The organism is [Limnothrix rosea] IAM M-220 (assembly GCF_001904615.1).
GTDB lineage: Bacteria > Cyanobacteriota > Cyanobacteriia > Cyanobacteriales > MRBY01 > MRBY01.
Window position 1 is genome coordinate 12,093 of sequence record NZ_MRBY01000033.1, and the last position, 22,029, is coordinate 34,121.

Below are 22,029 nucleotides of genomic sequence, written 5' to 3' on the forward strand. Positions count from 1 at the left end.
GAGAGAAGGAGACACGGAGAATCCGTCAGAACTCACGCTTTTTGATGCCTATGGTTGTTGGTATGAAAAATCTCCCCCTCTCACACTCTCCCTTTCGCCGCGTCATTATTCCGAACTTTGTTTAAACCGCACTTAAGTTAAGTAGTAGGGCTAAGCGATCGCCCTCCAGTTTTTCAAAAAATCACCAAGTCATCGGCAAATTACTAGAAGTCGCATAATGCCCCGAAGTTTCAAGATCAAGCACTTCTTCCACTTGCTGATAAATGGCTTTAGCTTCCGACAGCGAATTACCAATACTCGTTAATCCCAATTTGCCATGTTCTGATAGAGTTCCCATGAGGTGAAAAATTGTGCCGGTTTTCGTGCTGCTATCAAAGTGCAAACCATGAGCCGCAATAATATCCATCAAATCACTGGGCAACAGACCTTTGTATTGCGGTTTTTGGAGATTGTCGGAGGCAATGTAGTATTTTTCCTGTCCCTGCGGTGTAAAAAATAAACCTGTATTGTAGTCGTATTGCCCGTTGGTCAAGAGCTTCAGCGTCATCAGGGGATGGGTTGTGCCACCCTTGCGTAGGTTAATTTCGATCGCCTGCATATCCCATGTTTGATCGGGCCGTTGCGTCACCACAAAATCAACGCCAAATCGCTCCATTGCTCCCTGCTTTGCCAAAACTTTTCCGACTTTTAAGCCCAAAGTCTGTAACTCTAAGCGGTAGTCGGCAGCGGCAGGAAAGGTACAGCCTAAATAGATTTGTCCGTCTGCACCGCCTAATATTTGATCGTGGGTGGAGAGAATTTCCACTTTTCCGCTCGGCAAAATCAACCCTTGCACGCTGGGCGATCGCTTAATTTCTCCTTCAATAAAAGCTTCGGCGATCGCCCCTAACTCTGGAATGCGCGACGAAAAATTTTCCCAAGTTTCTGCTGCGGCTTGGAAACTGAGATGGGAAAAAGCATTGGCGATCGCCCCTTGACGTTCACCTAGGGTTGAAACCTCTGGTAATTCGCGCAGATCTAAAACCGCATTACCTTCCCCCGAAAACCCTTCATTTAACTTAATCACAATGCGTTGGAGAGTAGGATTGCGATGCCACAGTGCTGCGGTCACCGTCACCAATTCTTCCACAGTTTTAACCAGCTGACTGCCATCGGGAAACGGGATATTTGCCAGCTCAAATACCTTGCGGCTACCACTTTTTGAACCCCAATAGCTGAGATCTGGACTGGCCGCAAATAATGGGATTTGTAATTTTTCGGAAAGCTCCTTCTCTAATTCTGTTGAGTTGTAGCAAATCATGTGAGACTTGTTTGGCCGTAATGCGCGCCGCAGTTTCGAGACAAGTCGCGGACGATCAAGGATTTTCTGGGTAAGGGCTTTATAGGAATTATCGTAGGTGGTAATTAACAGCAGGCGATCGCGAGCATGGGAAAACGGAATACCCGACAACAGCTGGAGGTAATAATCAATAATTAACGGCGCGAGGGGTTGGGCGGTCACGTAAATTAAACGAGTATGGGGATTACGCAGGCGGATGAGGGAAAACAACAAACGCTCTTCATAGTGAAGAAATCCCGGGACATTCTGACCAACTTGCTGGTCAATGCTAAAGGAAGGCACAACCAAGATATCTTGATCACTCGTTTCAAATTCCTCTGAGTCCTGCCAAGAATTTTTGAGCTGGTTTTGTAAAACATCAAAGGTTTGAAAGTTGTCGGACTGTTGTTGTGCCATAGCCTCTCTCTTTAACGCGCTAATTCGGGGCGATCGCCCAACCCCCATTCGTTACAACATGGGGCGATCGCCCGTATTTCTATTCTAAAATTTTGATTTTTCAGTTTAATCCTGCAAGCCGACAATGCCGTTAGACAAAACTGAAGCCAAGCATTGCTCGCAACGTAAAATAGAAAAAAGCCAAGACACCAGCCAACAAGCCCACCGAAACCGTCGTTGTTAGCTTATTTTTAAAGAATACAGGCTTAAGCCAATCAAAAACACTAATAAATACCCCAAGGATCAAGGCGATCATGTAGCGGGGGTAACGGGCGACATTTTCAAAAAATTCTTGCATGGTTGAAATTAATTAAGACAAAAAAGAGAAATTAAAAATAGATATTTTGAAGCTGGAAATATGGCTTCAAATTGTAGCATTACCAATTGCTTTCGCAGTTGCCCCCTTGCGGGTTAGTCTGTTGTGTGAACTTGCAATACCATCTGACCCACTTTCCCAGTCTTTATGGATATTATCCAACTTGTTTTAAATGGTCTCTCCATCGGCAGCATTTTAGCTTTAGCAGCAGTTGGCCTGACTTTAACCTACGGTATTTTGCGGCTGTCAAATTTTGCCCACGGTGACTATATGACCCTCGGTGCCTACGTGACGTGGCTCACTAATTCGTTTGGTGTGAATATTTGGCTATCGATGGTTGTGGGAGCCTTTGGTACCATCGGTGGCATGCTTATGGCCGAAAAGATCCTGTGGCAACCGATGCGCGATCGCCGGGCAACCTCAACAACATTGATTATTATTTCTATCGGTCTCGCACTATTTATTCGCAGTGGCGTGCTGTTTATCTGGGGAAGTAGCAACCAACAGTACGATTTACCCGTGGTGAGAGCCATTAACCTGACGGAAATGTTTGGTCTGCCGGAAACAGTGCCAGATATTCGTATTGCGTATTATCGCGTTGTCGTTATGGTGATGACGCTACTTGTTATTCTCGGACTACATTTTGTGTTGCAAAATAGCAAGATTGGTAAAGCAATGCGCGCCGTAGCAGACAATATCGACCTTGCGCGAGTGTCGGGGGTTGATGTCGAACGGGTTGTCCTCTGGACTTGGATCATTACTGGCACATTAACGGCGATCGCCGGTAGTATGTATGGCTTGATCACCACCGTTCGTCCCAATATGGGTTGGTTTTTGATCCTGCCCATGTTTGCCTCAGTAATCCTTGGCGGCATCGGTAATCCCTACGGGGCGATCGCCGGGGCGTTTGTCATTGGTATTGCCCAAGAAGTCAGTGTTGCGTTTCTTGGGCCAGACTATAAGCTGGGTGTAGCACTACTCATTATGGTTGCATTGCTATTTATTCGTCCCCAAGGATTATTTAAGGGCACAATGTGATGTGATGCACAACACTGCATTACCACAGCCCAAAATTTATCTTTGATGGAACAGACTTTATCCGATTACTTATCGTTAAACTTGCATGGCTATTAAAAAAGCGCTTATCACAGGCATTACGGGGCAGGATGGCTCCTATCTCAGTGAACTTCTATTAGAAAATGGCTACGAAGTCCATGGCATTATCCGCCGCACTTCCACATTTAATACAGATCGCATCGACCATCTCTACGTTGACTCCCATAACCCCGATGCGAAATTATTTTTGCACTATGGTGATTTAACTGACGGCACTGGTTTAGGTCGTCTCATCGAACAAATTGAACCTAACGAAGTTTATAATCTCGGTGCCCAATCCCACGTTCGTGTTAGTTTCGACTCGCCGGAATATACGGTCGATTCTGTTGGCATGGGAACCCTCAGAATCCTTGAAGCCATTCGTGATTATCAGCAGCGTACTGGTAATGAAGTCCGTTTTTATCAAGCGGGTTCTTCGGAGATGTACGGCAAGGTTCAGGATGTTCCCCAGAAAGAGACAACGCCTTTTTATCCCCGTAGTCCCTATGCCTGTGCCAAGGTTTATGGCTATTGGCAAACGGTGAACTATCGTGAGTCTTATGACCTCTTTGCTTGTAACGGTATTTTGTTTAATCACGAAGGCCCCCGCCGTGGTGAGACTTTCGTCACTCGCAAAATCACCCGGGCGATCGCCAAAATTATCGCAGGCAAGCAAGACAAGCTTTTCCTAGGCAATCTCGACTCAAAGAGAGACTGGGGCTATGCGAAGGATTATGTCCGTGCGATGTGGCTAATGCTCCAGCAGGAGAAGCCCGACGATTATGTTGTGGCGACGGGGGAGACATACTCTGTTAAGCAGTTTTTAGAGTTAGCTTTCGATTACGTCAATCTAAAGTGGGAAGACTATGTGGAGTTTGACCCCCGTTATCTGCGTCCGGCAGAGGTTGATTTATTGATTGGTGATCCAACAAAGGCGAAAAAGCAACTCAATTGGGAACCGACGATTGATTTTCCTACCCTTGTTTCTATCATGGTTGAGGCTGATCTTGCGATCCTCGGTTTGCCGCCTCAAAACCCAGAGATGAGTAAGCTCTACCAAGCAGATCGTGCCTATGTTCGTCAGGCGATCGGCAGCATGGTTGACTAGAAATATTCAACATTATGGCAAGCAAAAAGATCTACTAAAGATATTCGTGTTATCTCTCTGTAGATCTTTTTTTATTCTGATTTTTTAAACGCCTAGATTCACAAATTATACCGATGCTGGCCATTGACGGCTCAGGGTGTGGTCATTAATTCTTGAAAACGAAAATTGTCGCGCAGATCGTTAAAGTCAATATCTGTTTCAGCGAAGTTACGATTAACGGGATCAAGTTCAATGGCAATCTGAAGGTTATCAAGGGCTTCATTGACTTGCCCCAGACGCGCATGGGAAATCGCAATATTGTAAAGTGCCACATCTTTATTGGGATTAATCTCGATGGCTTTGTCATAGCTGGCGATCGCCTCTAGTTCACGACCCATGTCACTGAGGGAAATCCCCCGGTTATACCAAGCATCTTCATCCAATGGATTAATTGCTAAAAGACTGTCATAGCTGGCAATTTCCTGCTCAAAGTCCCCTAACAGACCAAAGGCAATCCCCCGGTTATACCAAGCATCTTCATGTGCTGGATTCTGGACAAGGGCTTCATCGTAGCTCGCAATTTCCTCTTCTGGGCGACCAAGATCCCCGAAAGCCACACCACGGTTGTACCAAGCGTTATCATTCGTCGGGTCTATGGAGAGGGAGGTATCATAACTCGCGATTTCTTCTTCGTAGCGTCCGAGAGTTCCTAGTAAAATACCGCGGTTATACCAAGCTTCTGCATCATTCGGATTTAGGCGACCCGCCTGTTCATAGCTCAAAATTGCCGCCTCAAGGTCACCCAGACTTTCGAGGGCAAAGGCGCGATTAAACCAGATATCACCATTGTCTGGCTCTAGGGCGATCGCCTCGTCATAGCTGGCGACTTCTTCTTCATAACGGCCTAAAGCACCCAAAGCAATACCGCGATGGAACCAAGCATCATAGAAAACTGGCTGAATGGCGATCGCCTGATCATAGCTGGCGATCGCCGCTTCATAACGGCCTTGCTCACTGTAATCTAGCCCCTGTTCCAATAGAATTTGAGCATCACCTTCAGCAACACTATTTTCTTTAATTTGGATATTTGCAGCAACTGACGCACAAAGAGATCCTTGACAAGATGAAATAAAATCTTCCGCCAAAACAGTGTGCCGCTGGAGCTGTGGCAAGACAAGCAAACCAACGGACAAAGGCGCTAATAAAAGTTGTTTAAACATTGCATACCACAATTTTCTTTTTGCGAAACAAACAGCTAGCTCAACTTCGCCAAGGGCATTATTGATTGATTTAATTAATTGATTTACCGCAGCGGTGAAATCTTATTTCGATAATGCTGTTCGTTGAGGCCAATGTCATGGCGGGCTCCCTTGGCGTTCGCTGCAGTATAGGTATTCGCTTCCGCTTGCAAACTAATAATGCGCTCGTCTGTACCAGGATGTGTACTCAAAAAGGAGGCTCCACCGCCACCCGTTTCATTCTTGAGGGTCGTCATAAAGGAAGCCATTGCTTCTGGTGCATAGCCCGCTTGGGTCAAGAGATCAAAGCCAATGGCATCAGCCTCTCGCTCGTCATTACGACTATGGGGGAAGTCAAAGGCGATCGCCACACCAAGCTGGACAATCTGACTACTATCCAAACCAGTCGCTGCTAAAATCCCTTGATTACGAGCCTGAGCCTTCATTTGCTCAATAGAATGCTTGCCTTCGATATGGGCAATTTCGTGACCAATCACACTAGCTAGCTCTGCCTCATTAGCCGCGGCCTTAATTAAACCTGTATTAACATAGTTGTAGCCACCCATTGTGGCAAAGGCATTGATACTATCATCTTCAACAACAAAAAAATTATATTTAATCCCCGGTCGTTCACTGTTTTTCGCTAATCTTTGACCAATTTCGCTAATATAGTTCGTCACTTGAGAGTTGTTATAGAGGCGAATTTGCCCTGAATTAACTAACTCCTGATGGATCTGTTTACCAAAATCCATCTCATCTTTATCCGATAGATTTGAGAGCTGATAACTTTGCACACCCCAAATCAACACCCCCCGCAGGAGATTATCTAGCCAACCTGCTTGGCTGACAGCAGGTGTTGCAAGGTTAATACTGACGGCCATAATGCATGCCATACAACCATATAGCCAACGATTTCTTGTCCGATGCCGCATGAGTTTTGCCATCCTCTCGCTCTGATACCGTAGATCTTACATTTAGAGATGCTAATCCTGTTTTAAAGCAAAATATTCATCTCTGTTATTAGGTTTTTAGACGGTAAGTCACAGCATCGATGTTCCCAAAATGAACAAGATGAAAACAGAGGTGCTTGCCACAACTGTCTCTGGATCTTTATTGACACCAATGATTTTACTACTCCTAATTGCGAAAAAAGGCGGTTAGAGTGATCACTCAATGGGTAAGACGAAGTGTTAATTTGTATTTTGGTAGTAGTAGAAGTTAAAGGCTTCAAACATGCCGCCGACAAAGCCAAAGGTAATGGCGATCGTCAAAATACCTTCTACCGCACTACCGTTGCCAAAAACTTGTAAAAATTCTTTGAGTCCATCCTGGGGAATCGCAGCAGTAACACCGGGACAAGACCATAATACTGAGCACAGAGCCAAGATCAAGCCGCAAATCATCACGGGCGCTAGGGAGCTCATGACAATTGTCACAAACAGTGATGGTAGTAGCTTAAGTGTGCTTTTCATTGGGTAAAATTCTCAAACGGAGAACGATAGTGACCTAGATTCGTATAGTCTTGGGTCTGATTGCCTTAAGAGTAACGAAGGAAGCTGGTCATAAACGGCTTTGCAAACAAATCTTAAATCTTTATAAAATTTCTTTGGCTGCTGGTTTTGGTTTCACGGGTCAATTTTGCAGGAAGATGATTGTTTTTGGGAAAAAATAAGGGGCTTCGTTTTATTTTTTAAAGTTTGGCATTACATTCTGTATTGTTTGCCTAAGGACAGGTGCGTGATTTCAACGTGGTATAAAAAAACGACAAAAGTTCAGGCGATCGCCTGTTCTTCTGCCGCCTTAGTTTTGATCAAAAAGCGTGATCAATAAACTGCCACAATTATTCTGCTGGCACTGTTTCGCCGTTCGCTTCCTTCATCATGTCCACGAGTACTGTATGGGCATCCTTAGGGTTGGTGAGGGTTGTGGGAAAAGGAATACGCAATGTTTCTGGTTGTTTGTTTACGGTGATCTCTAGATCCATACCCACTTCGTCAAGACCCAGCATTTGCGCGGCTTCAGCGTCGGTACGTTGACCAAAGTGCTTGGCGTAGGTCAAAACAGCATCGGCATGATCTTTATTCATGTGGTTACAGATGCGATCGCTTACGGCGGACGTGATAATTTCTGACATAGGACTTTTGTTGAAAATTTAAATCAATTAGAACTAAAGCTAGTTTAAAAGAACTAATTGGACTTTTGAAATTACGTCAATGATCTTTTTTTGTTTATAGCAAATCCTGTAGCGCCGCTTGCACTTCAGGAAACCGAAAGTTAAACCCAGCGGCTTGGGTACGGGTCGGTAGGACTTTTTGGCCTTCTAAAACAACTTTTGCACCATCACTCAGTAGTAGTTCAAGGACAAAACCCGGTACTGGCAGCCATGAGGGGCGGTTGACTACGCGACCTAATGCATCGGCTAGTTGTTGCATAGTGACTGGGTTGGGGGCTGTGGCGTTGTAGGTACCTTGCCATGACTCTGCTAGCAATGCCTGTTCGATTAAATTCACTAAATCGTCGCGGTGAATCCACGAAACCCACTGTTTGCCTGTGCCGAGGGGGCCGCCCACAAAGGTATTAAATGCTAATAACATTTTTGCGAGGGCTCCTCCTTCTTTGGCGAGGACAATGCCAAAGCGCAAGATTACGGTGCGAGTATTGCATTCGCGGGCTTTTTCAGCGGCGGCTTCCCATTTTTGACAGATGTCGGCGAGAAAGTCGTTGCCCATCGGGCTAGTTTCGTCCAAGGTCGCGGTTTCGCTGGTGCCGTAATAACCCACGGCGGAAGCGTTAATTAATGTTTTGGGTTTGTCTGTTGCTTTGGCGATCGCCTCAACGATTTTTTCTGTTCCCCCTTGACGGCTGGTCAAGATTTCTTGCTTATAACTTTCTGTCCAGCGTTGTTCGGCGATCGGTGCACCAGCTAAATTTACAACAGCGTCACAGCCCGAAATACTATCTTGCCATGCGCCCGTCGCAGTGGGTTGGTACACCACAATGTCTAGGTTGGGATAGCTTGATGCCGGAAAGATCTTTTGAGCCTTTGACTCACTGCGGGTAAAAACAACGACCTGATGGGATTTATGAAGGCGATCAACGAGACGTTGACCGACTAAACCTGTGGCTCCAGTAATAGCAACTTTCATAGCAAAAAAGGAAACAATTTTTTAGGTGTAAGGGGCAACAAAAATTAGGCGATTTCAACAGAGCCTTCGGACAGGATACAACATCCAACCCTTTCAGTGGGGCTATGCTAGCATAGGCAGAAAAGCTTGAAACCGCTGGATTTCCTAGATAATAGAGAGGAAAAGATGGGCAAAGTATTGGTTCTCAATGCCTCCTATGAGCCGCTCAATATTACGAGTTGGCGTAGGGCTGTTGTGCTATTACTAAAAGACAAGGCCGAAAGCTTAGAACATAATGGTCGCGTAATCTACCGAGATTTTCCCCTGCCGACCGTCATCCGCCTACGCCACTACATCAAAATTCCCTACCGCGAAATTCCCCTAACACGCAAAAATATCCTCGAGCGCGATCGCCATACTTGTCAGTATTGTTTAAAACGTGGCGAACAGCTCACTTTAGACCACATTCTTCCCAGATCACGGGGAGGTGTCGATAGCTGGGAAAATCTCGTGACTGCATGTATGCGTTGTAATGTACGCAAAGGCAATCGAACGCCCAAGGAAGCGGCAATGGATCTGAATATTCAACCGCGCAAACCCTTTAGTAGTCTTTATTTTGAGCTTCTTAAACATACCCGCGGCGATGCCAATAATGAGTGGAAAAAATACGTAATTGGCATGAATTAGCCAGAGCTTAGGTACACTGCTGACTCTTTAATCTCCATGGCCGAAGCACAGATTACAGATTTAAGAGGCCATGTCACTGTCATCTACCGGCGTAATGGGTACACCGTCATTCAGGTTTAAAATGCCCGTCGTAATTACTTTATCTCCTAGACTGATCCCTTCAATCACTTCATAGCGATCGCCTTCGATTTTGCCGAGTTTGACAGGTTTTTGTACCGCGACCATGGCCGGGGCAGATTCATCTTGAGCCTCAGGATTTGATTGGGCAACAAAAACAAACGTCTCCCCGCCAATGCGCGAAATTGCGGTGACGGGCACAGAAACGCCGATATTTTGCCGCCAAATCACCTTGGCCTTCACCAGCTGTCCTGTAAATAAGCGGCCTTCGGGATTATCAAAACTCGCCTTTGCCAGGATGGTTTGGGACGTAAAATCAACCTCTGGTGAAATAAAACTCACCCGCCCAGTACCAACGGTTTCGAGGGTGCGATAGTCAATGAGCTCTACGGGAAGATTGAGATTTAGCCGCGGTGCTTGCTCGATGGGGACGAAAAAGTTGAGATTGAGACTTTGGTTTTGGGTAATTGTGCCTAATGTTTCCGCCCGTTCGACATAATCTCCTTGTTTGATGCTTAAGTCTCCAACTCTGCCGGATACGGGGGCAATAATACTGGTATCCTGTAGCTCTTCTGAGGCGATCGCCACCGAGTTATTATTTTGAACCAAGGTTGCTTGGGCTTGATTAATATTCGCCGCCGCGGCGGCAATCCGTTGCTGAATTGTATCGATACGGGCTTGGGCAACGGCGACATCCCGTTGACTTTGATCCAGCTCCCGCTCCGCCAAGGCTCCGGTATCTACTAATTCTTTAATGCGCACGAGATCCTGCTGTCGTAATTTCAGATCCGCTTCTGCCTCGATTTTTTCTGCCCTGATCGCACTTAATTCGGCCTCGGCACTAAGCTTGGCTGCCCTAGAGGCTTCGACACTGGCGATCGCCTGTCGTAACGAGGCCTGATCCCGTTCCGCCTTGAGCTGCACAATGGGCGTGCCCGCCTCAATAAAATCCCCTTCTTGGATCAAAATACTTTGGACAACACCATCCACTTCCGGCTTTAGCGTGACTAGATCATCCGCCTCAAGCACCCCCACATATTCCGTTGTGGTTTGGATAATATCCTCTTGAATCGATTCCATTTGGACAGGCACACCCATAGGTGCTTGTCCCTGCTGCTGCGGCGGCTGACCACAACTCACAATGCCGACCAGCCCCACACCAATTGCCGTAGACCAGAAAAAAGGCGATCGCCACTGGCTAACTCGATAACCCACAGGACTTCCCCAACAGAACATTTTCACCTTATCTAGAGTGACATAAACTTTCAGATTCAGGTATCGCTCGGTGGTAAAGTTTCCCCCGGCTGCGGCCGATTAGACTCTGCCGTCTCCACCGGAGTCTCCGATTCCGTGACAACATACGCCGTTTCCATTACCACAGAAGTATTTTGCGGCGGCAAATCATGAATTTCCTGCCAAGGATCAAGAATATCTTTCACCAAAATTTCCCTCACCAGCACCTGAGCAATCACAGTCAAAGGTAGCGCCAAAAATAAACCCAAAAATCCCAACTGGAGCGAGACAGCAAACAAAACCTGAGCAAGCAAAGTAATCGCCGGCAATAGAGAAACCTGCCTCGACATGACCAAAGGCGTGAGTAAATTACCCTCGATCTGCTGAATACCAAAATACAAAATAATCACAGCCCAAACCTTCCACGGCTCTTCAAGGAGGGCAATCATAATCGGCGGAATCACACTCAAAGCGGGGCCAATATTCGGAATAAACGTGAGCAGCCCAGCCAAAATCGCTTGGGGCAAGGCCAAGGATAACCCCAATAGCGAGAGGCCAAGGAAACTACAAATGCCAATACAAAGCATATTGAACATAATGCCCGCGACCCAACCCCGCAAATCAACAGCGCACAGGGTCAAGATTTCATCAATGCGGCGGCGATAAAACGAGGGAAATAATCGAATAAAACCACGGCGGTAGGGTTGTGGATCCGCAAGGAACATCAGCGTCAGCACCAGCAGCAGCAATAGATTGAGCAGCACTTTTAGGGTATCGGAAAAAAATGTCCAACCCCGACTCAATAGCTCATTAAATAAAGTTGGAATTTGATCAATTAAGCCACTTAAATCCGGAATTTGCTGGCTAATTTCCACATTTAAATTTTGCTCAATTTGCACGAGTCGGACTTCAACCCAATCATCCAGTTGGTATAAACCAGAATTTAATTTTTCGAAGAGTAACTGGACTTGCTCAATAAATGGGGGCACAACGATGGTAAATGCCAGCCAAATAGTAAAGCCCACTAGCAGTAATGACACTACAACGGCATAGGGTCGCCCAAGGCAAAGACGGGGCTGCTTAAATTTTTTAGCGAGGGCGGTGCTGAGATTTTGGAGTTTGACGACCAGTACATTCAGGGCGTTGGCCAAAATAACCGCAGTGAGCAGCAGTAATAGAAATTCCCGGAGTTGCCACAAAATGTAGAGGGACCCGAGGAAGACAATAAAGCCACTCCATTTGCGAAAATTCACGTTGTTTGGACTCCCAGCGATAAGCGATCTTTGTTCTGATTATGCAACGGCTAATCTCGGAAACTTGAGGTGATGCAAGATTAGTTTACGGAGGAAGAATCCTGTTGCGATCGCCACCATAGCAAACCGGCTAAAACGATGGCCGGCAGTAAAATAGCGACTAATGCCCCTGACTGAGACGGTGAAATTGTTTGGATTTTAAAACTAAAAGGAACACCATATTTGATGATTGCAGAACCGATGGCCGAAAGGGCAACAATCTTGAGAAGCACATTAAGTTGTTCTGCCATGAACCTTCGATAGAATCCTAGAAAAATATACAACCATCAAAAAAAATTGTAGATGTAGGGCGATCGCCCACCCTGAATCAAAATAACGAAAACGCGCCATGCATAGCCTAATTACTTTAGCTTTTGCTTAATAAAGCTGACTAACTGGCTCATCTGTTTTTTAAGGGTTTCAACCTCACTTTCGAGACGATCAATACGCTTCTGCAGCGCTGCAACATCGTTGGCAGCACCACCACCACTCAGATCACCAGAAACATCTTGAGCCGGCGGTGCCACAACCTTAGGATGCTTACGCGCCTTCGCCATGGCATCTTTAATGGCATCGATGAGTTGTTTCTGATCAAAGGGTTTTTCGATGAACGAAAATAGTTCAAAGGGTTCCGTCAACTTCTCTGTGACTTCTTCCTTACGCCCAGACATCAGAACTAAGGGAATGACCTTCAGTTCTGGACGCTTTTGAATCTCTTGGTAGACTTCCCAGCCGCTCATTTTCGGCAGTAGAAAGTCCAGCATAATTAAATTTGGCTGCTCGGTATTAATGAGATTAAAGCCTTCAAGGCCATTTTTCGCCTCAATCACTTCAAAATTACCATCGGGCAACATGTCTTTCACCCGCATGCGGATGACTTTGCTATCGTCGATCACAAGGATTTTGTGGGCCACAATACACTCCTTCACAAAAAGAATGGCAGATTAGATATCTTTACTCTATTAATTCCTTCGGCGGAAAGTGTAAAGACGAGACCATGTTTTATGTTTAACATAAGCCTGACGCTCAACATACACAGTGTAAGCTAATTTTAAAAATCCAGAAAAAATCTCAAACCGTTCCAGTGTATTTTTTCCTTAAAAAAGTTTAATGACTACTTTCGGCGATCGCCCTTCTCCCTTACCGACTCAACCTTTGCCAAAATGGGTTAAAGCCCCCCTTGGTAAGGCTAGCGAAATTTCAACGGTACAGCGCATCATCAAACAGCGAGGTATCCATACCATTTGCGAAGAGGGAAAATGCCCAAACAGGGGTGAATGCTACGCCAATAAAACGGCAACGTTTCTGTTGATGGGACCCACCTGCACCCGCGCCTGTGCTTTCTGCCAAGTGGATAAAGGTCATGAGCCGATGCCCCTCGACCCTGAGGAACCGACAAAGGTTGCTGAATCGGTGCGGTTGCTGGGATTGAATTATGTTGTGCTCACATCGGTGGCACGGGATGATTTAGCAGATGGCGGAGCAGACTGGTTTGTGCGAGTAATGACGGCTATTCGTGAGGAAAATCCCCAGACCCAAATTGAGGTTTTAACGCCTGATTTTTGGAGTGGCAAGGGGGGCGCGGTCAGTCAACGGGAGCGGGTTCAAACGGTCGTTACAGCCCAACCGGCTTGTTTTAATCACAATATTGAAACGGTCAAACGTCTACAGGATAAAGTCCGACGTGGGGCAAAATATCGGCGATCGCTGCGGGTTTTAGAGCTCGTTAAAGAATTTAATGCAGCGATTCCCACCAAATCAGGTTTAATGCTCGGTCACGGCGAAACAAAAGATGAAATTATCGAGGCAATGCAAGATTTGCGGGAAATTAATTGCGATCGCCTCACCCTCGGTCAATATCTCCGGCCTTCCCTTGCCCATTTACCCGTGCAAAAATATTGGACTCCGGCTGAATTTGAGGAATTAGGGGCGATCGCCCGCGAGATGGGCTTTAATCACGTTCGTTCGGGGCCGTTAGTACGCAGTTCCTATCATGCTGGCGAGTCAGAAAATCTCGGCAAAAAATAGTCTCTCAAAACCATCCCAAGAATATTGCGTTTCATCAAGGAATGTTGCCAGACAATATGATTCTGGCGGGTTTCGAGTTTTGTCCCGGCCGAAAATCCTAAGCTAGAAATGTAAAGGTTTTAAATGGTCGTAGAAATTGGAAATGAATACCTCAATTAAACGCCCAGTATTATCCATTGATTGGAATATTGTGGTGATGGCTGCCCTAGGTTTTTGGCTTAGTGCATCTTTCTTACTCGATGCTGTCATTGTGCCCGTTCTCTTTTCCACAGGCATGATGGCAGACACAGGTTTTATTAGTGCGGGCTATGTCTTATTCGGTGTATTTAACCGTCTTGAGCTCGTCTGTGCCGCTATTATCTTGGCAGGATTTGTCATTTTTAAAAATCAAAATCGTTTCGGCGATCGCCTCAGTTTAAGTGCATTGGTGATGGCCAGTGTTTTACTTAATATTGCCCTGCTCTATACCTACATTTTGACACCGCAACTTAGCGGCTGGGGACTAGAAATGGAAGCATTGACCGTAACTCCAACAATGCCAGCAGCCATGGTTTGGCTCCACGGTTGTTATTGGGCGATGGAAATCACTAAATTTGTCTTAGGTATTACCCTCTGGCGCTGGTGCTACAAGCGTAATTGTGCGATCGCCTAAACCTTAGACCCTCGTTTAGCCGATAAACAAACACTTACTTGTCAGAATTAAGAAATCGAGATGTTGCAATAGACAGCATCCCGATTTTTTTTACAGTTACTTCAGATAAAAACCAAGTATTCTTTCACTCTTAAGACCTTGATTTAGCAAGGGTTTAACATGTTAAACCCCTACCAAGTTTATTTACTGAACCGCACAACGAATAGTTCGTAAAGTAGCAGCAGCAGCATAATTACGTTGAGATGGCGTATCTGGTAAGAAGCGATTGCCGCTCTCTTGGAAAGGCGTTGCCGCATTACAGTACGCAGACATTTGCTTTGTCAAGTCACCAGCCCAGTGGCCATTCAAATCAACAAAAGAGAAGGCACTATTACGCGTGGGAAGGGTCGTACCTTTACCCTGAATACTTTGGGCATATTCCGCTGTCCGACGGAGAATCGCCATCAGTTCTGCACGGGTGACTTGTTGAGTCGGACGGAAAGTGCCATCTCTGTAGCCGCTAACAATATTGTTCTGTTGTGCCCAAGCGATTTTGCCGGCGCTCCAACGGTTTGCAGCCACATCAGGGAAAGAACCAGCTTGATTGGGGACTTGAATGTTGCTTTCCGGAATAACCTTTAAGCTTTCAATCGCCATCGAAACAAGCTGCTCACGGGTGAGGGATTCAGTGGGACGGAAGGTATTGTCATTAAAACCAGCAATAAAGCCAACATTAACCGCTTGTTCGATTTCACTGCGATAAATATCACCGCCGATATCAGTAAAGCGAGAAGCTGCAACATCAGGTGTGTTATCCACGGGGGGAGTAACGACGACAGGTTCTTCAGTCACGCCAGATTCTAAGGTGACAACTTGAGAGCCATCAGAGGAGAAGTAGAAATGTCCAAGGGGCTTATTTTCGTAGGTGCGGCGGGTAAATTCCCAGCCGGGGAGCAGGTCAATTTTTAGGTAGTCATCGGCGATACCATTAGTTTGGCCAATGAGGATTTCTGGTTTGGAACGATCGCTAGGAGTCGCAATGAGCCGGGCTTTATCTTCAAATCGCTTAATTTGGAGTAAATATTTGGTGCCGAAGTCTTCGCCATCGATACGCATGGAATAACCATTACTGTCGGTACTACGGCGACAATCGCTGGTAAACGCGAAATTGAGCAGGAGAGGGTCAATGGTCGTCGGAGCGTTACCGGATTCTGCCCAGCAGGCGCGTTTGTCTTTGAATTGCTCGATCACGAGTAGGTTGAAGTTGCCGGATCTCAGGGGGACAGCGACGGCAACCATTTGGTTTTGATCGATGGGGTCTTCTCCAAAAATACTTTGGGACTGCACACTTTGGAGTGGCGCAAAGGTTGTCGCAATTGTGGTTGCGGCGATCGCCAAACATTTGAGAGGTAGAGCAGTTTTAAACATCTTTTGTTTATCCTTCCTGAGTTATTCACTGCTCTTATTAGACTGGATTAAAGCGATTTTGAGCCATTTATGCATGACAGTTTTACAATTGTCTGATTTTGCAACTAATCCTCCAATTCATCCGTCAGCTTTTTGATATTGGCCTGATCCTCTGTGGTTTGATTTTTGAGGATCAGGACTCGCCGCGCAAAGGGAATCTCCACATTTTCCCGGTCAAAGGCTTCTTTAATCAGCTTCCGAACCAAGCGCTGCACAGGTAAATGTTTTCCCGGTTTGACCTTTGTTGAGGTGCGAATCGTGAGTTCTGACTCAGAGAAATTGTCTAGGCCATCAATGCAAGTCGGCTCTAAAACATCCGGATGTAGCTCCTTCACTTGCTTGCCGACATCCTCCAGCACACCATAAACATGGTCTAAATTCGAGTCATAATCAACGCCCACATGAACCACGGCGTAAACATACTCCTTGGAATAATTCACAATGGTTTTGATATCGCCATTGCGCACAATGTGTAATCGTCCCTCCGGCGATCGGAAACGTGTGACCCGTAGATCCATCGCCTCCACCACCCCGGCTGCCGTATCGGTTTCCACAAAATCCCCCACTAAATAGTAGTTTTGCAGCAAAATTGTGAAGCCATTAACAAGGTCATTAATAAGATTTTGTGCGCCTAAACCAACGGCTAAACCGACAATACCAGCACCAGCAAGGACAGGGGTTGGGTCAATATTAAAGATATGAAGGACGGCAACACCCGAACCGAAATAAATCAGATAACGGACTGTATTTTGAATGAGGGGAACGAAGGTAAGACGACGGCGACGCTGGAAGGGGTCAAGATTACGGGCACGTAATAAAAAGCCTTCAATGGTGATGTTTGCCAGTTCTATGCTGATGCCTGTTGCTAAAATGATGGCAATAATTTGATTAATTGTGACAGCGTAAATAGCAAGGGGTTTCACCCACGGCAGTTGTACACAAATCAGTCCGGCGATCGCCACATAGACAGCATATTCAAAACAACGTTTCGTGAGACCGATGAGATAACGGAAACGCGGATAAAAGCGAAATAGTGATTTTGGGTGATCTAAGATAAAATCATCAGCTGAAACATCTAGGGTATCGATTAGGGCAAAAATACCATAGACACAAATTGCCCCAAAACAAACCAACAAATAACACTCTAAGGCAAAGTAAAAATAGGAAATGACTGCCTCTGGCAAAAACAAAAATTCAAGGCAAAGTACTAGCGCCAGTAACCATAACCCCGTCTCTAAACTAAGCTCTGTCGCCCACAAAAACTTTTTAATACTATCGGCATTAGCCTCATTTTCTTGCCAACTTTTGAGGCGATCGCCCAGCCGCCTTGACCAAGGACGTAACGAAGCAACAATCAAAGCCGTTAACAACAACAAAAGTATGCTTTTTATAATGCCAATACCGAAGGATTGCCACTGATCTCTAGGCACACCAGAAACCAATTCCTTCATATATAAAAATACAGACTCACCAGTGTATAACAAATAAACATTGACAATAAAAACAAAGCCAATACCGACAAAGACAATAATACTTAAACCCTTTTGGAATACCACCTTTGTAATCCCTAAAGGATTAAATTCAGACCGGGGATGGAACCACTGGGATAATCGTTCTAAGGTGTTTAAAACAACGCAGCGAATAATGAAAATAATTGCCAAAAATACAACTATTTGCACGATAAGGGTGAGAATATCAATGCCTAAAGGCTGAAGATAATCAAGAAAGTCTGCCATATTTCTCTTATTTTAATAATCAGTCCTAATCATTTAATTTTAATTTATAGAAAATCACTTCTTTGCCATTGAATATGCCTTGTAATTTCTCTTAAACTCCATAGGAAATATTTGATATTAAAAAGTTTACTAAACTAAAGCCAAATTAAGCTTTTATCTATGGTTTGATGCTACAAAATTGTAACAGTTCTCTACAAAATTGCATTTATCCGAACAGACCTAAGCGCTTGCGAATATAGAATTTTTCTGCATGTTTTTCATTATGCAGAAATTGCTTGCTCGGTGTGTCAATGTCAAAAACATCAAAAACTTTGTTCTTAATATTCCCTGCGACTAAATGAAGGGAATGAGGTTAATATCCCCGAAATGGAGCAACCTGCTCCTCATGAATCTGAGAACATATCGCCATTGGAAACGGCACTATATTGGAACTATATTAATGTTCAAACAGAGCTAGCCGAACAAGATAGATGACCTCAGGTGATGTTTCACCATGAGCACGGGCTACAGAAAATCAATAAAATAGCGAAATACTCAGCACCTTTAATCTAAAGCCAACGATTTATCTTTTTGATATTACGCTCGAAAAAAAGTTTGAAAAGCTTTCAAAATAATTCGAAATAAGTTAATTACTGATACAAAAGAGTCTATCTGGAAAGATAAATGGATAGTATCTGTCGGTTTGGATTCCTATTTCTAAATGAAAACTCTACAATGGTGGGAAATATATCGTTGCTCTGTTTGTGCCCTATGAAGAGATACATGTCCTTTACCTTTAAGCAAGGCCAATCTAATCGTTCTCGACGGTTTAAGTGGCGGGCTAGTATGCTCGGACTACTTTTAGGTCAGGCTCTTCTGCTCGGTGCACCGGCGATCGCCCAAAATACGGAAGAAGAACAGGGTTTAACCTATGGTGAGTTGCTCGGCAAGGTAGAGCGAGAGCGGGTGGAAAAATTTGTGCTTGATCCGGAGACAAATACAGCGACGGTGACGCTGAAGGGTCAAACAGAAGAAGAGGCAGAAACAATTCAACTGCTCAATAATAATCAAGAACTATTAGACGCGCTCAAGGACAACAACGTTGATTTTGAGGTAGTACCCTCCCAAGATAATTCGGTGGCGATCGCCCTTTTTACTAATTTACTTTTAATCTTTGTGCTGGTGGGTGGTCTGGCGATGATTATCCGTCGTTCTGCGAATGCCCAAAATAATGCCATGAGTTTCGGCAAATCTCGGGCAAGATTTCAGATGGAAGCGGATACGGGTGTCATGTTTGACGATGTGGCAGGGGTTGAGGAGGCCAAGGAAGAGCTGACCGAAGTGGTGACTTTCCTCAAAGAACCCAATAAATTTACGGCGATCGGTGCAACGATTCCCCGCGGCATGCTCCTGATTGGCCCTCCCGGTACGGGTAAAACGCTCCTCGCTAAGGCGATCGCCGGAGAGGCAGGCGTGCCATTTTTCAGTATTTCTGGCTCCGAATTTGTCGAAATGTTTGTCGGCGTTGGTGCATCACGGGTACGAGACTTATTCCGAAAAGCCCAAGAAAACGCCCCTTGTTTGGTGTTTATCGATGAAATTGATGCCGTTGGTCGCCAGCGGGGTGCGGGCATTGGCGGTGGCAACGATGAGCGCGAACAGACCTTAAACCAGCTCCTGACAGAAATGGATGGTTTTGAAACCAACTCTGGCGTAATCGTGATTGCCGCGACAAACCGTCCTGATGTCTTGGATAAAGCGCTTCTACGCCCCGGTCGCTTTGATCGTCAAGTAACGGTGGATTACCCCGATCACAATGGTCGTTTGGCAATTCTTGAGGTTCATGCCCGCGACAAAAAGGTTGATGACAATATCGATCTCAAGGTTGTTTCCCGCCGTACACCGGGTTTCTCTGGCGCAGATTTGGCAAATTTATTAAATGAAGCGGCAATTCTGGCAGTCCGTCGTCGCAAAGAAACCATTTCCATGCCAGAAATTAATGAGGCGATCGACCGCGTGATTGTGGGGATGGAAGGGAATCCCGTTGCCGACAGTAAGAAAAAACGCTTAGTTGCCTATCACGAAGTCGGTCATGCTCTCATCGCAACTCTTAATCCGAACCATGATCCACTGGCAAAGGTGACGCTGATTCCCCGGGGACGTACTCTCGGAACTGCTTGGTATTTGCCCGATGAGGAATTGGGTTTAGAGAGCCGTAAGCAGATTTTGGCCGTCATCGAGTCAGCGTTGGGTGGCCGTGCTGCGGAAGATGTGATTTTCGGGGCGGATGAGGTAACGAACGGTGCTAGCCAAGATATCCAGCAGGTGACTAAGTTAGCGCGGCGTATGGTAACCAAACTGGGGATGTCTGAGCTGGGTCAATTTGCCCTAGAGGGTAATACTGGTGAGGTTTTTCTACGCAATGACTGGACAACCCAACGACCTGATTATTCCGAAAAAATTGCTGGGGCGATCGACGAGGAAATTCGCAAAATTGTTTTTGAAGCCTACGAAAATGCGAAGCAAATTATCCGAGAAAATCGCAACCTCCTCGACAAAATTGTCGATCAGCTCATTGAGCAGGAAACTATTGAGGGTGACGAATTCCGTCGCATCGTCGCTGAGGCAACTAATTCAAAGGTAGTTCTGGAAAAACAGGCGATCGCCTCCTAATTGATTCACAGAAAAATCTCCCATGAAAAAAATTGCACTGGGTCTCATTCACGGCTATCGTGTGCTAATTTCACCGCTATTGCCGCCAAGTTGCCGGTTTCAGCCCACCTGCTCCCAATATGCCTTGGATGCGGTTGAGTTGTACGGTGTTTGGCGTGGTGGCTGGTTAGCGATGAAGCGCATTTTACGCTGCCATCCCTTTGCCGAGGGTGGCTATGACCCAGTGCCCCATAATTGTTGTGAGCATCACCAGTCACCCGACTAAAATTTACCGAAGTTGCCTTGTTTTTTTGGGGGCGATCGCCCTATAACCAAACAACGAACAAAATTCCTTAGATATTTTTAACTATCCAGCGCCGCTATGACCATCACTGCGACAGAAGTAACAACCGACAAAACATGGCAATGGCGAGGCTTTAACATCAACTATCGCTCTTGTGGCAACCAAGGTACGCCCGTCGTCATGATTCACGGCTTCGGTGCATCCGTCGGACATTGGCGCAAGAACCTACCCGTTTTAGGCGAACATTACCGCTGCTTTGCCATTGACTTATTGGGTTTCGGCAAATCCGCCAAACCAGCGCCCTACACAGAAGCAGACTACACCTTCGACACTTGGGCAGCGCAAATCCAAGCATTCTGCGAAGAAGTTATTGGCGAACCAGCTTTTCTTATTGCCAATTCCATTGGTTGTGTTGCCGCCATGCAAACAGCCGTCACCTATCCGCAATGGGTTAAAGGTGTTGTCTCTCTGAATTTTTCCCTGCGCCTTTTCCACGAACGAAATTTAGCAAAATCTCCTTTTTATCAGCGTTGGGGCGTACCTGTCTTCCAAAAAATTCTTACAGGCACACCCTTGGGTAAACTTTTTTTCCGACAAATTGCCCGCCCGCAAGCCATTCGGAACGTTTTGTCCCAGGCCTACAATGATCAATCTGCCATCACTGACGAACTGATCGATATCCTCCTAACTCCAGCGAAAGACAAAGGAGCAGTCGATGTTTTCCTTGCTTTTATCAGTTATTCCCAAGGGGCGCTCCCAGATGATTTGTTGCCGTTACTGCCCTGCCCGGCAGTCGTGATGTGGGGCACAGAAGATCCGTGGGAGCCGATCGCCCTCGGTCAAAAAATGGTGGAGCAGTACCCTGAAATTGAGTTTATGCGCCTCGAAGGAGCGGGTCACTGTCCCCAAGATGAAGCACCAGACATGGTTAATGCACAGGTCATGCGCTGGCTCGCAGCCCAAGAAGCCTAATGGGATTTGAGTAACTTTTTTCACGGGTAGCCAAGAAAAACGACTCTCTACATGGCAATGAACGATGTCCTTTTACTTAAAATATTGCCTTTCGGTCTTTGGCGAAGCTGGTTTCGCTCAATAATCATTCATCCCTGCGGCTAAACATTTCTGGCGATCGCCCCCCAAAGCACGAGCAGTAAGACCAACAATGATTGGAGAATCGTTATTTCGTTGTGAATTTTGTCGAATTGCTGCTGTTGCTTGGTAACCCCATAGACGCAAAAATTCAACGCAATCACTAAACGTGATGGGAC

At 45.8% G+C, this 22,029-nt stretch carries 22 protein-coding genes; 8 read left to right on the forward strand and 14 right to left on the reverse strand.

The features are described from left to right. Positions 1 to 181 precede the first annotated feature (181 nt). On the reverse strand, positions 182 to 1,735 hold the full coding sequence (locus NIES208_RS12725; protein ID WP_075893334.1) for a peptide ligase PGM1-related protein: 1,554 nt from the start codon (positions 1,733 to 1,735) through the stop codon (positions 182 to 184). A 130-nt stretch (positions 1,736 to 1,865) separates the two neighbouring features. Next, on the reverse strand, positions 1,866 to 2,072 hold the full coding sequence (locus NIES208_RS12730) for a DUF751 family protein (RefSeq protein ID WP_075893336.1): 207 nt from the start codon (positions 2,070 to 2,072) through the stop codon (positions 1,866 to 1,868). Between the two features lie 165 nt (positions 2,073 to 2,237). Here NIES208_RS12730 and NIES208_RS12735 point away from each other — a divergent pair, with 165 nt between their 5' ends. Then, positions 2,238 to 3,128: a branched-chain amino acid ABC transporter permease gene (locus NIES208_RS12735; RefSeq protein WP_075893338.1), complete on the forward strand. Its 891-nt coding sequence runs from the start codon at positions 2,238 to 2,240 to the stop codon at positions 3,126 to 3,128. Positions 3,129 to 3,213: 85 nt separating this feature from the next. Further along, on the forward strand, positions 3,214 to 4,293 hold the full coding sequence (gene gmd, locus NIES208_RS12740; RefSeq protein WP_075893340.1) for a GDP-mannose 4,6-dehydratase: 1,080 nt from the start codon (positions 3,214 to 3,216) through the stop codon (positions 4,291 to 4,293). Between the two features lie 131 nt (positions 4,294 to 4,424). Here the strand turns inward: gmd and NIES208_RS12745 are convergent, their stop codons facing one another. From NIES208_RS12745 to thyD, 5 genes are all read right to left on the reverse strand, one after another. Beyond that, the gene (locus NIES208_RS12745; RefSeq protein ID WP_084176624.1) at positions 4,425 to 5,492 is read right to left on the reverse strand and encodes a tetratricopeptide repeat protein; all 1,068 of its coding nucleotides are present in this window, start codon (positions 5,490 to 5,492) and stop codon (positions 4,425 to 4,427) included. Positions 5,493 to 5,575: 83 nt separating this feature from the next. Then, positions 5,576 to 6,442, reverse strand: coding sequence for a M48 family metallopeptidase (locus NIES208_RS12750; RefSeq protein ID WP_075893379.1), 867 nt, complete (start codon positions 6,440 to 6,442; stop codon positions 5,576 to 5,578). Positions 6,443 to 6,700: 258 nt separating this feature from the next. Then, positions 6,701 to 6,982: a hypothetical protein gene (locus NIES208_RS12755; RefSeq protein WP_075893342.1), complete on the reverse strand. Its 282-nt coding sequence runs from the start codon at positions 6,980 to 6,982 to the stop codon at positions 6,701 to 6,703. A gap of 368 nt (positions 6,983 to 7,350) precedes the next feature. Further along, positions 7,351 to 7,644: a DUF2470 domain-containing protein gene (locus tag NIES208_RS12760; RefSeq protein WP_075893344.1), complete on the reverse strand. Its 294-nt coding sequence runs from the start codon at positions 7,642 to 7,644 to the stop codon at positions 7,351 to 7,353. Positions 7,645 to 7,738: 94 nt separating this feature from the next. Then, positions 7,739 to 8,656, reverse strand: coding sequence for a thylakoid membrane protein ThyD (gene thyD / locus NIES208_RS12765; RefSeq protein WP_075893346.1), 918 nt, complete (start codon positions 8,654 to 8,656; stop codon positions 7,739 to 7,741). Positions 8,657 to 8,821: 165 nt separating this feature from the next. Between thyD and NIES208_RS12770 the strand changes: the two genes are divergently transcribed. Continuing rightward, positions 8,822 to 9,322 (forward strand): HNH endonuclease, encoded by a 501-nt coding sequence (locus NIES208_RS12770; RefSeq protein WP_075893348.1) that lies wholly within the window; start codon positions 8,822 to 8,824, stop codon positions 9,320 to 9,322. A 60-nt stretch (positions 9,323 to 9,382) separates the two neighbouring features. On the opposite strand, the gene NIES208_RS12775 is transcribed toward NIES208_RS12770, so the two are convergent. From NIES208_RS12775 to NIES208_RS12790, 4 genes are all read right to left on the reverse strand, one after another. Continuing rightward, positions 9,383 to 10,654 carry an efflux RND transporter periplasmic adaptor subunit gene (locus tag NIES208_RS12775; protein ID WP_075893350.1) on the reverse strand — a complete coding sequence of 424 codons (1,272 nt, stop codon included), beginning with the start codon at positions 10,652 to 10,654 and terminating at the stop codon, positions 9,383 to 9,385. Positions 10,655 to 10,710: 56 nt separating this feature from the next. Beyond that, on the reverse strand, positions 10,711 to 11,925 hold the full coding sequence (locus NIES208_RS12780) for an AI-2E family transporter (protein WP_075893352.1): 1,215 nt from the start codon (positions 11,923 to 11,925) through the stop codon (positions 10,711 to 10,713). A gap of 80 nt (positions 11,926 to 12,005) precedes the next feature. Beyond that, a complete protein-coding gene (locus tag NIES208_RS12785; RefSeq protein ID WP_075893354.1) occupies positions 12,006 to 12,215 on the reverse strand; it encodes a hypothetical protein in 210 nt (69 codons plus the stop codon). A 111-nt stretch (positions 12,216 to 12,326) separates the two neighbouring features. Next, positions 12,327 to 12,881 (reverse strand): response regulator, encoded by a 555-nt coding sequence (locus tag NIES208_RS12790; RefSeq protein WP_075893381.1) that lies wholly within the window; start codon positions 12,879 to 12,881, stop codon positions 12,327 to 12,329. Positions 12,882 to 13,074: 193 nt separating this feature from the next. Here NIES208_RS12790 and lipA point away from each other — a divergent pair, with 193 nt between their 5' ends. After that, positions 13,075 to 13,992, forward strand: coding sequence for a lipoyl synthase (gene lipA / locus NIES208_RS12795; RefSeq protein ID WP_075893356.1), 918 nt, complete (start codon positions 13,075 to 13,077; stop codon positions 13,990 to 13,992). Positions 13,993 to 14,134: 142 nt separating this feature from the next. Continuing rightward, positions 14,135 to 14,644 carry a hypothetical protein gene (locus NIES208_RS12800; protein ID WP_075893358.1) on the forward strand — a complete coding sequence of 170 codons (510 nt, stop codon included), beginning with the start codon at positions 14,135 to 14,137 and terminating at the stop codon, positions 14,642 to 14,644. Between the two features lie 183 nt (positions 14,645 to 14,827). On the opposite strand, the gene NIES208_RS12805 is transcribed toward NIES208_RS12800, so the two are convergent. Next, positions 14,828 to 16,051: a DUF3747 domain-containing protein gene (locus tag NIES208_RS12805; protein WP_075893360.1), complete on the reverse strand. Its 1,224-nt coding sequence runs from the start codon at positions 16,049 to 16,051 to the stop codon at positions 14,828 to 14,830. Between the two features lie 104 nt (positions 16,052 to 16,155). Next, entirely contained in the window at positions 16,156 to 17,826 is a 1,671-nt protein-coding gene (locus tag NIES208_RS12810; protein WP_075893362.1) for a mechanosensitive ion channel family protein, read from the reverse strand. Between the two features lie 762 nt (positions 17,827 to 18,588). Between NIES208_RS12810 and ftsH the strand changes: the two genes are divergently transcribed. The 3 genes from ftsH to NIES208_RS12825 all read left to right on the forward strand — a co-directional run bounded on the left by ftsH (position 18,589) and on the right by NIES208_RS12825 (position 21,733). After that, a complete protein-coding gene (ftsH, locus tag NIES208_RS12815) occupies positions 18,589 to 20,478 on the forward strand; it encodes an ATP-dependent zinc metalloprotease FtsH (protein WP_216349404.1) in 1,890 nt (629 codons plus the stop codon). A gap of 22 nt (positions 20,479 to 20,500) precedes the next feature. Further along, positions 20,501 to 20,743, forward strand: coding sequence for a membrane protein insertion efficiency factor YidD (gene yidD / locus NIES208_RS12820; RefSeq protein WP_075893366.1), 243 nt, complete (start codon positions 20,501 to 20,503; stop codon positions 20,741 to 20,743). Positions 20,744 to 20,839: 96 nt separating this feature from the next. Further along, positions 20,840 to 21,733: an alpha/beta fold hydrolase gene (locus NIES208_RS12825; RefSeq protein WP_075893368.1), complete on the forward strand. Its 894-nt coding sequence runs from the start codon at positions 20,840 to 20,842 to the stop codon at positions 21,731 to 21,733. A gap of 117 nt (positions 21,734 to 21,850) precedes the next feature. Here NIES208_RS12825 and NIES208_RS19010 read toward each other — a convergent pair whose 3' ends face one another. Then, positions 21,851 to 21,997, reverse strand: a complete 147-nt coding sequence (locus tag NIES208_RS19010) for a response regulator (RefSeq protein ID WP_171971766.1) — start codon at positions 21,995 to 21,997, stop codon at positions 21,851 to 21,853. Positions 21,998 to 22,029 lie beyond the last annotated feature (32 nt).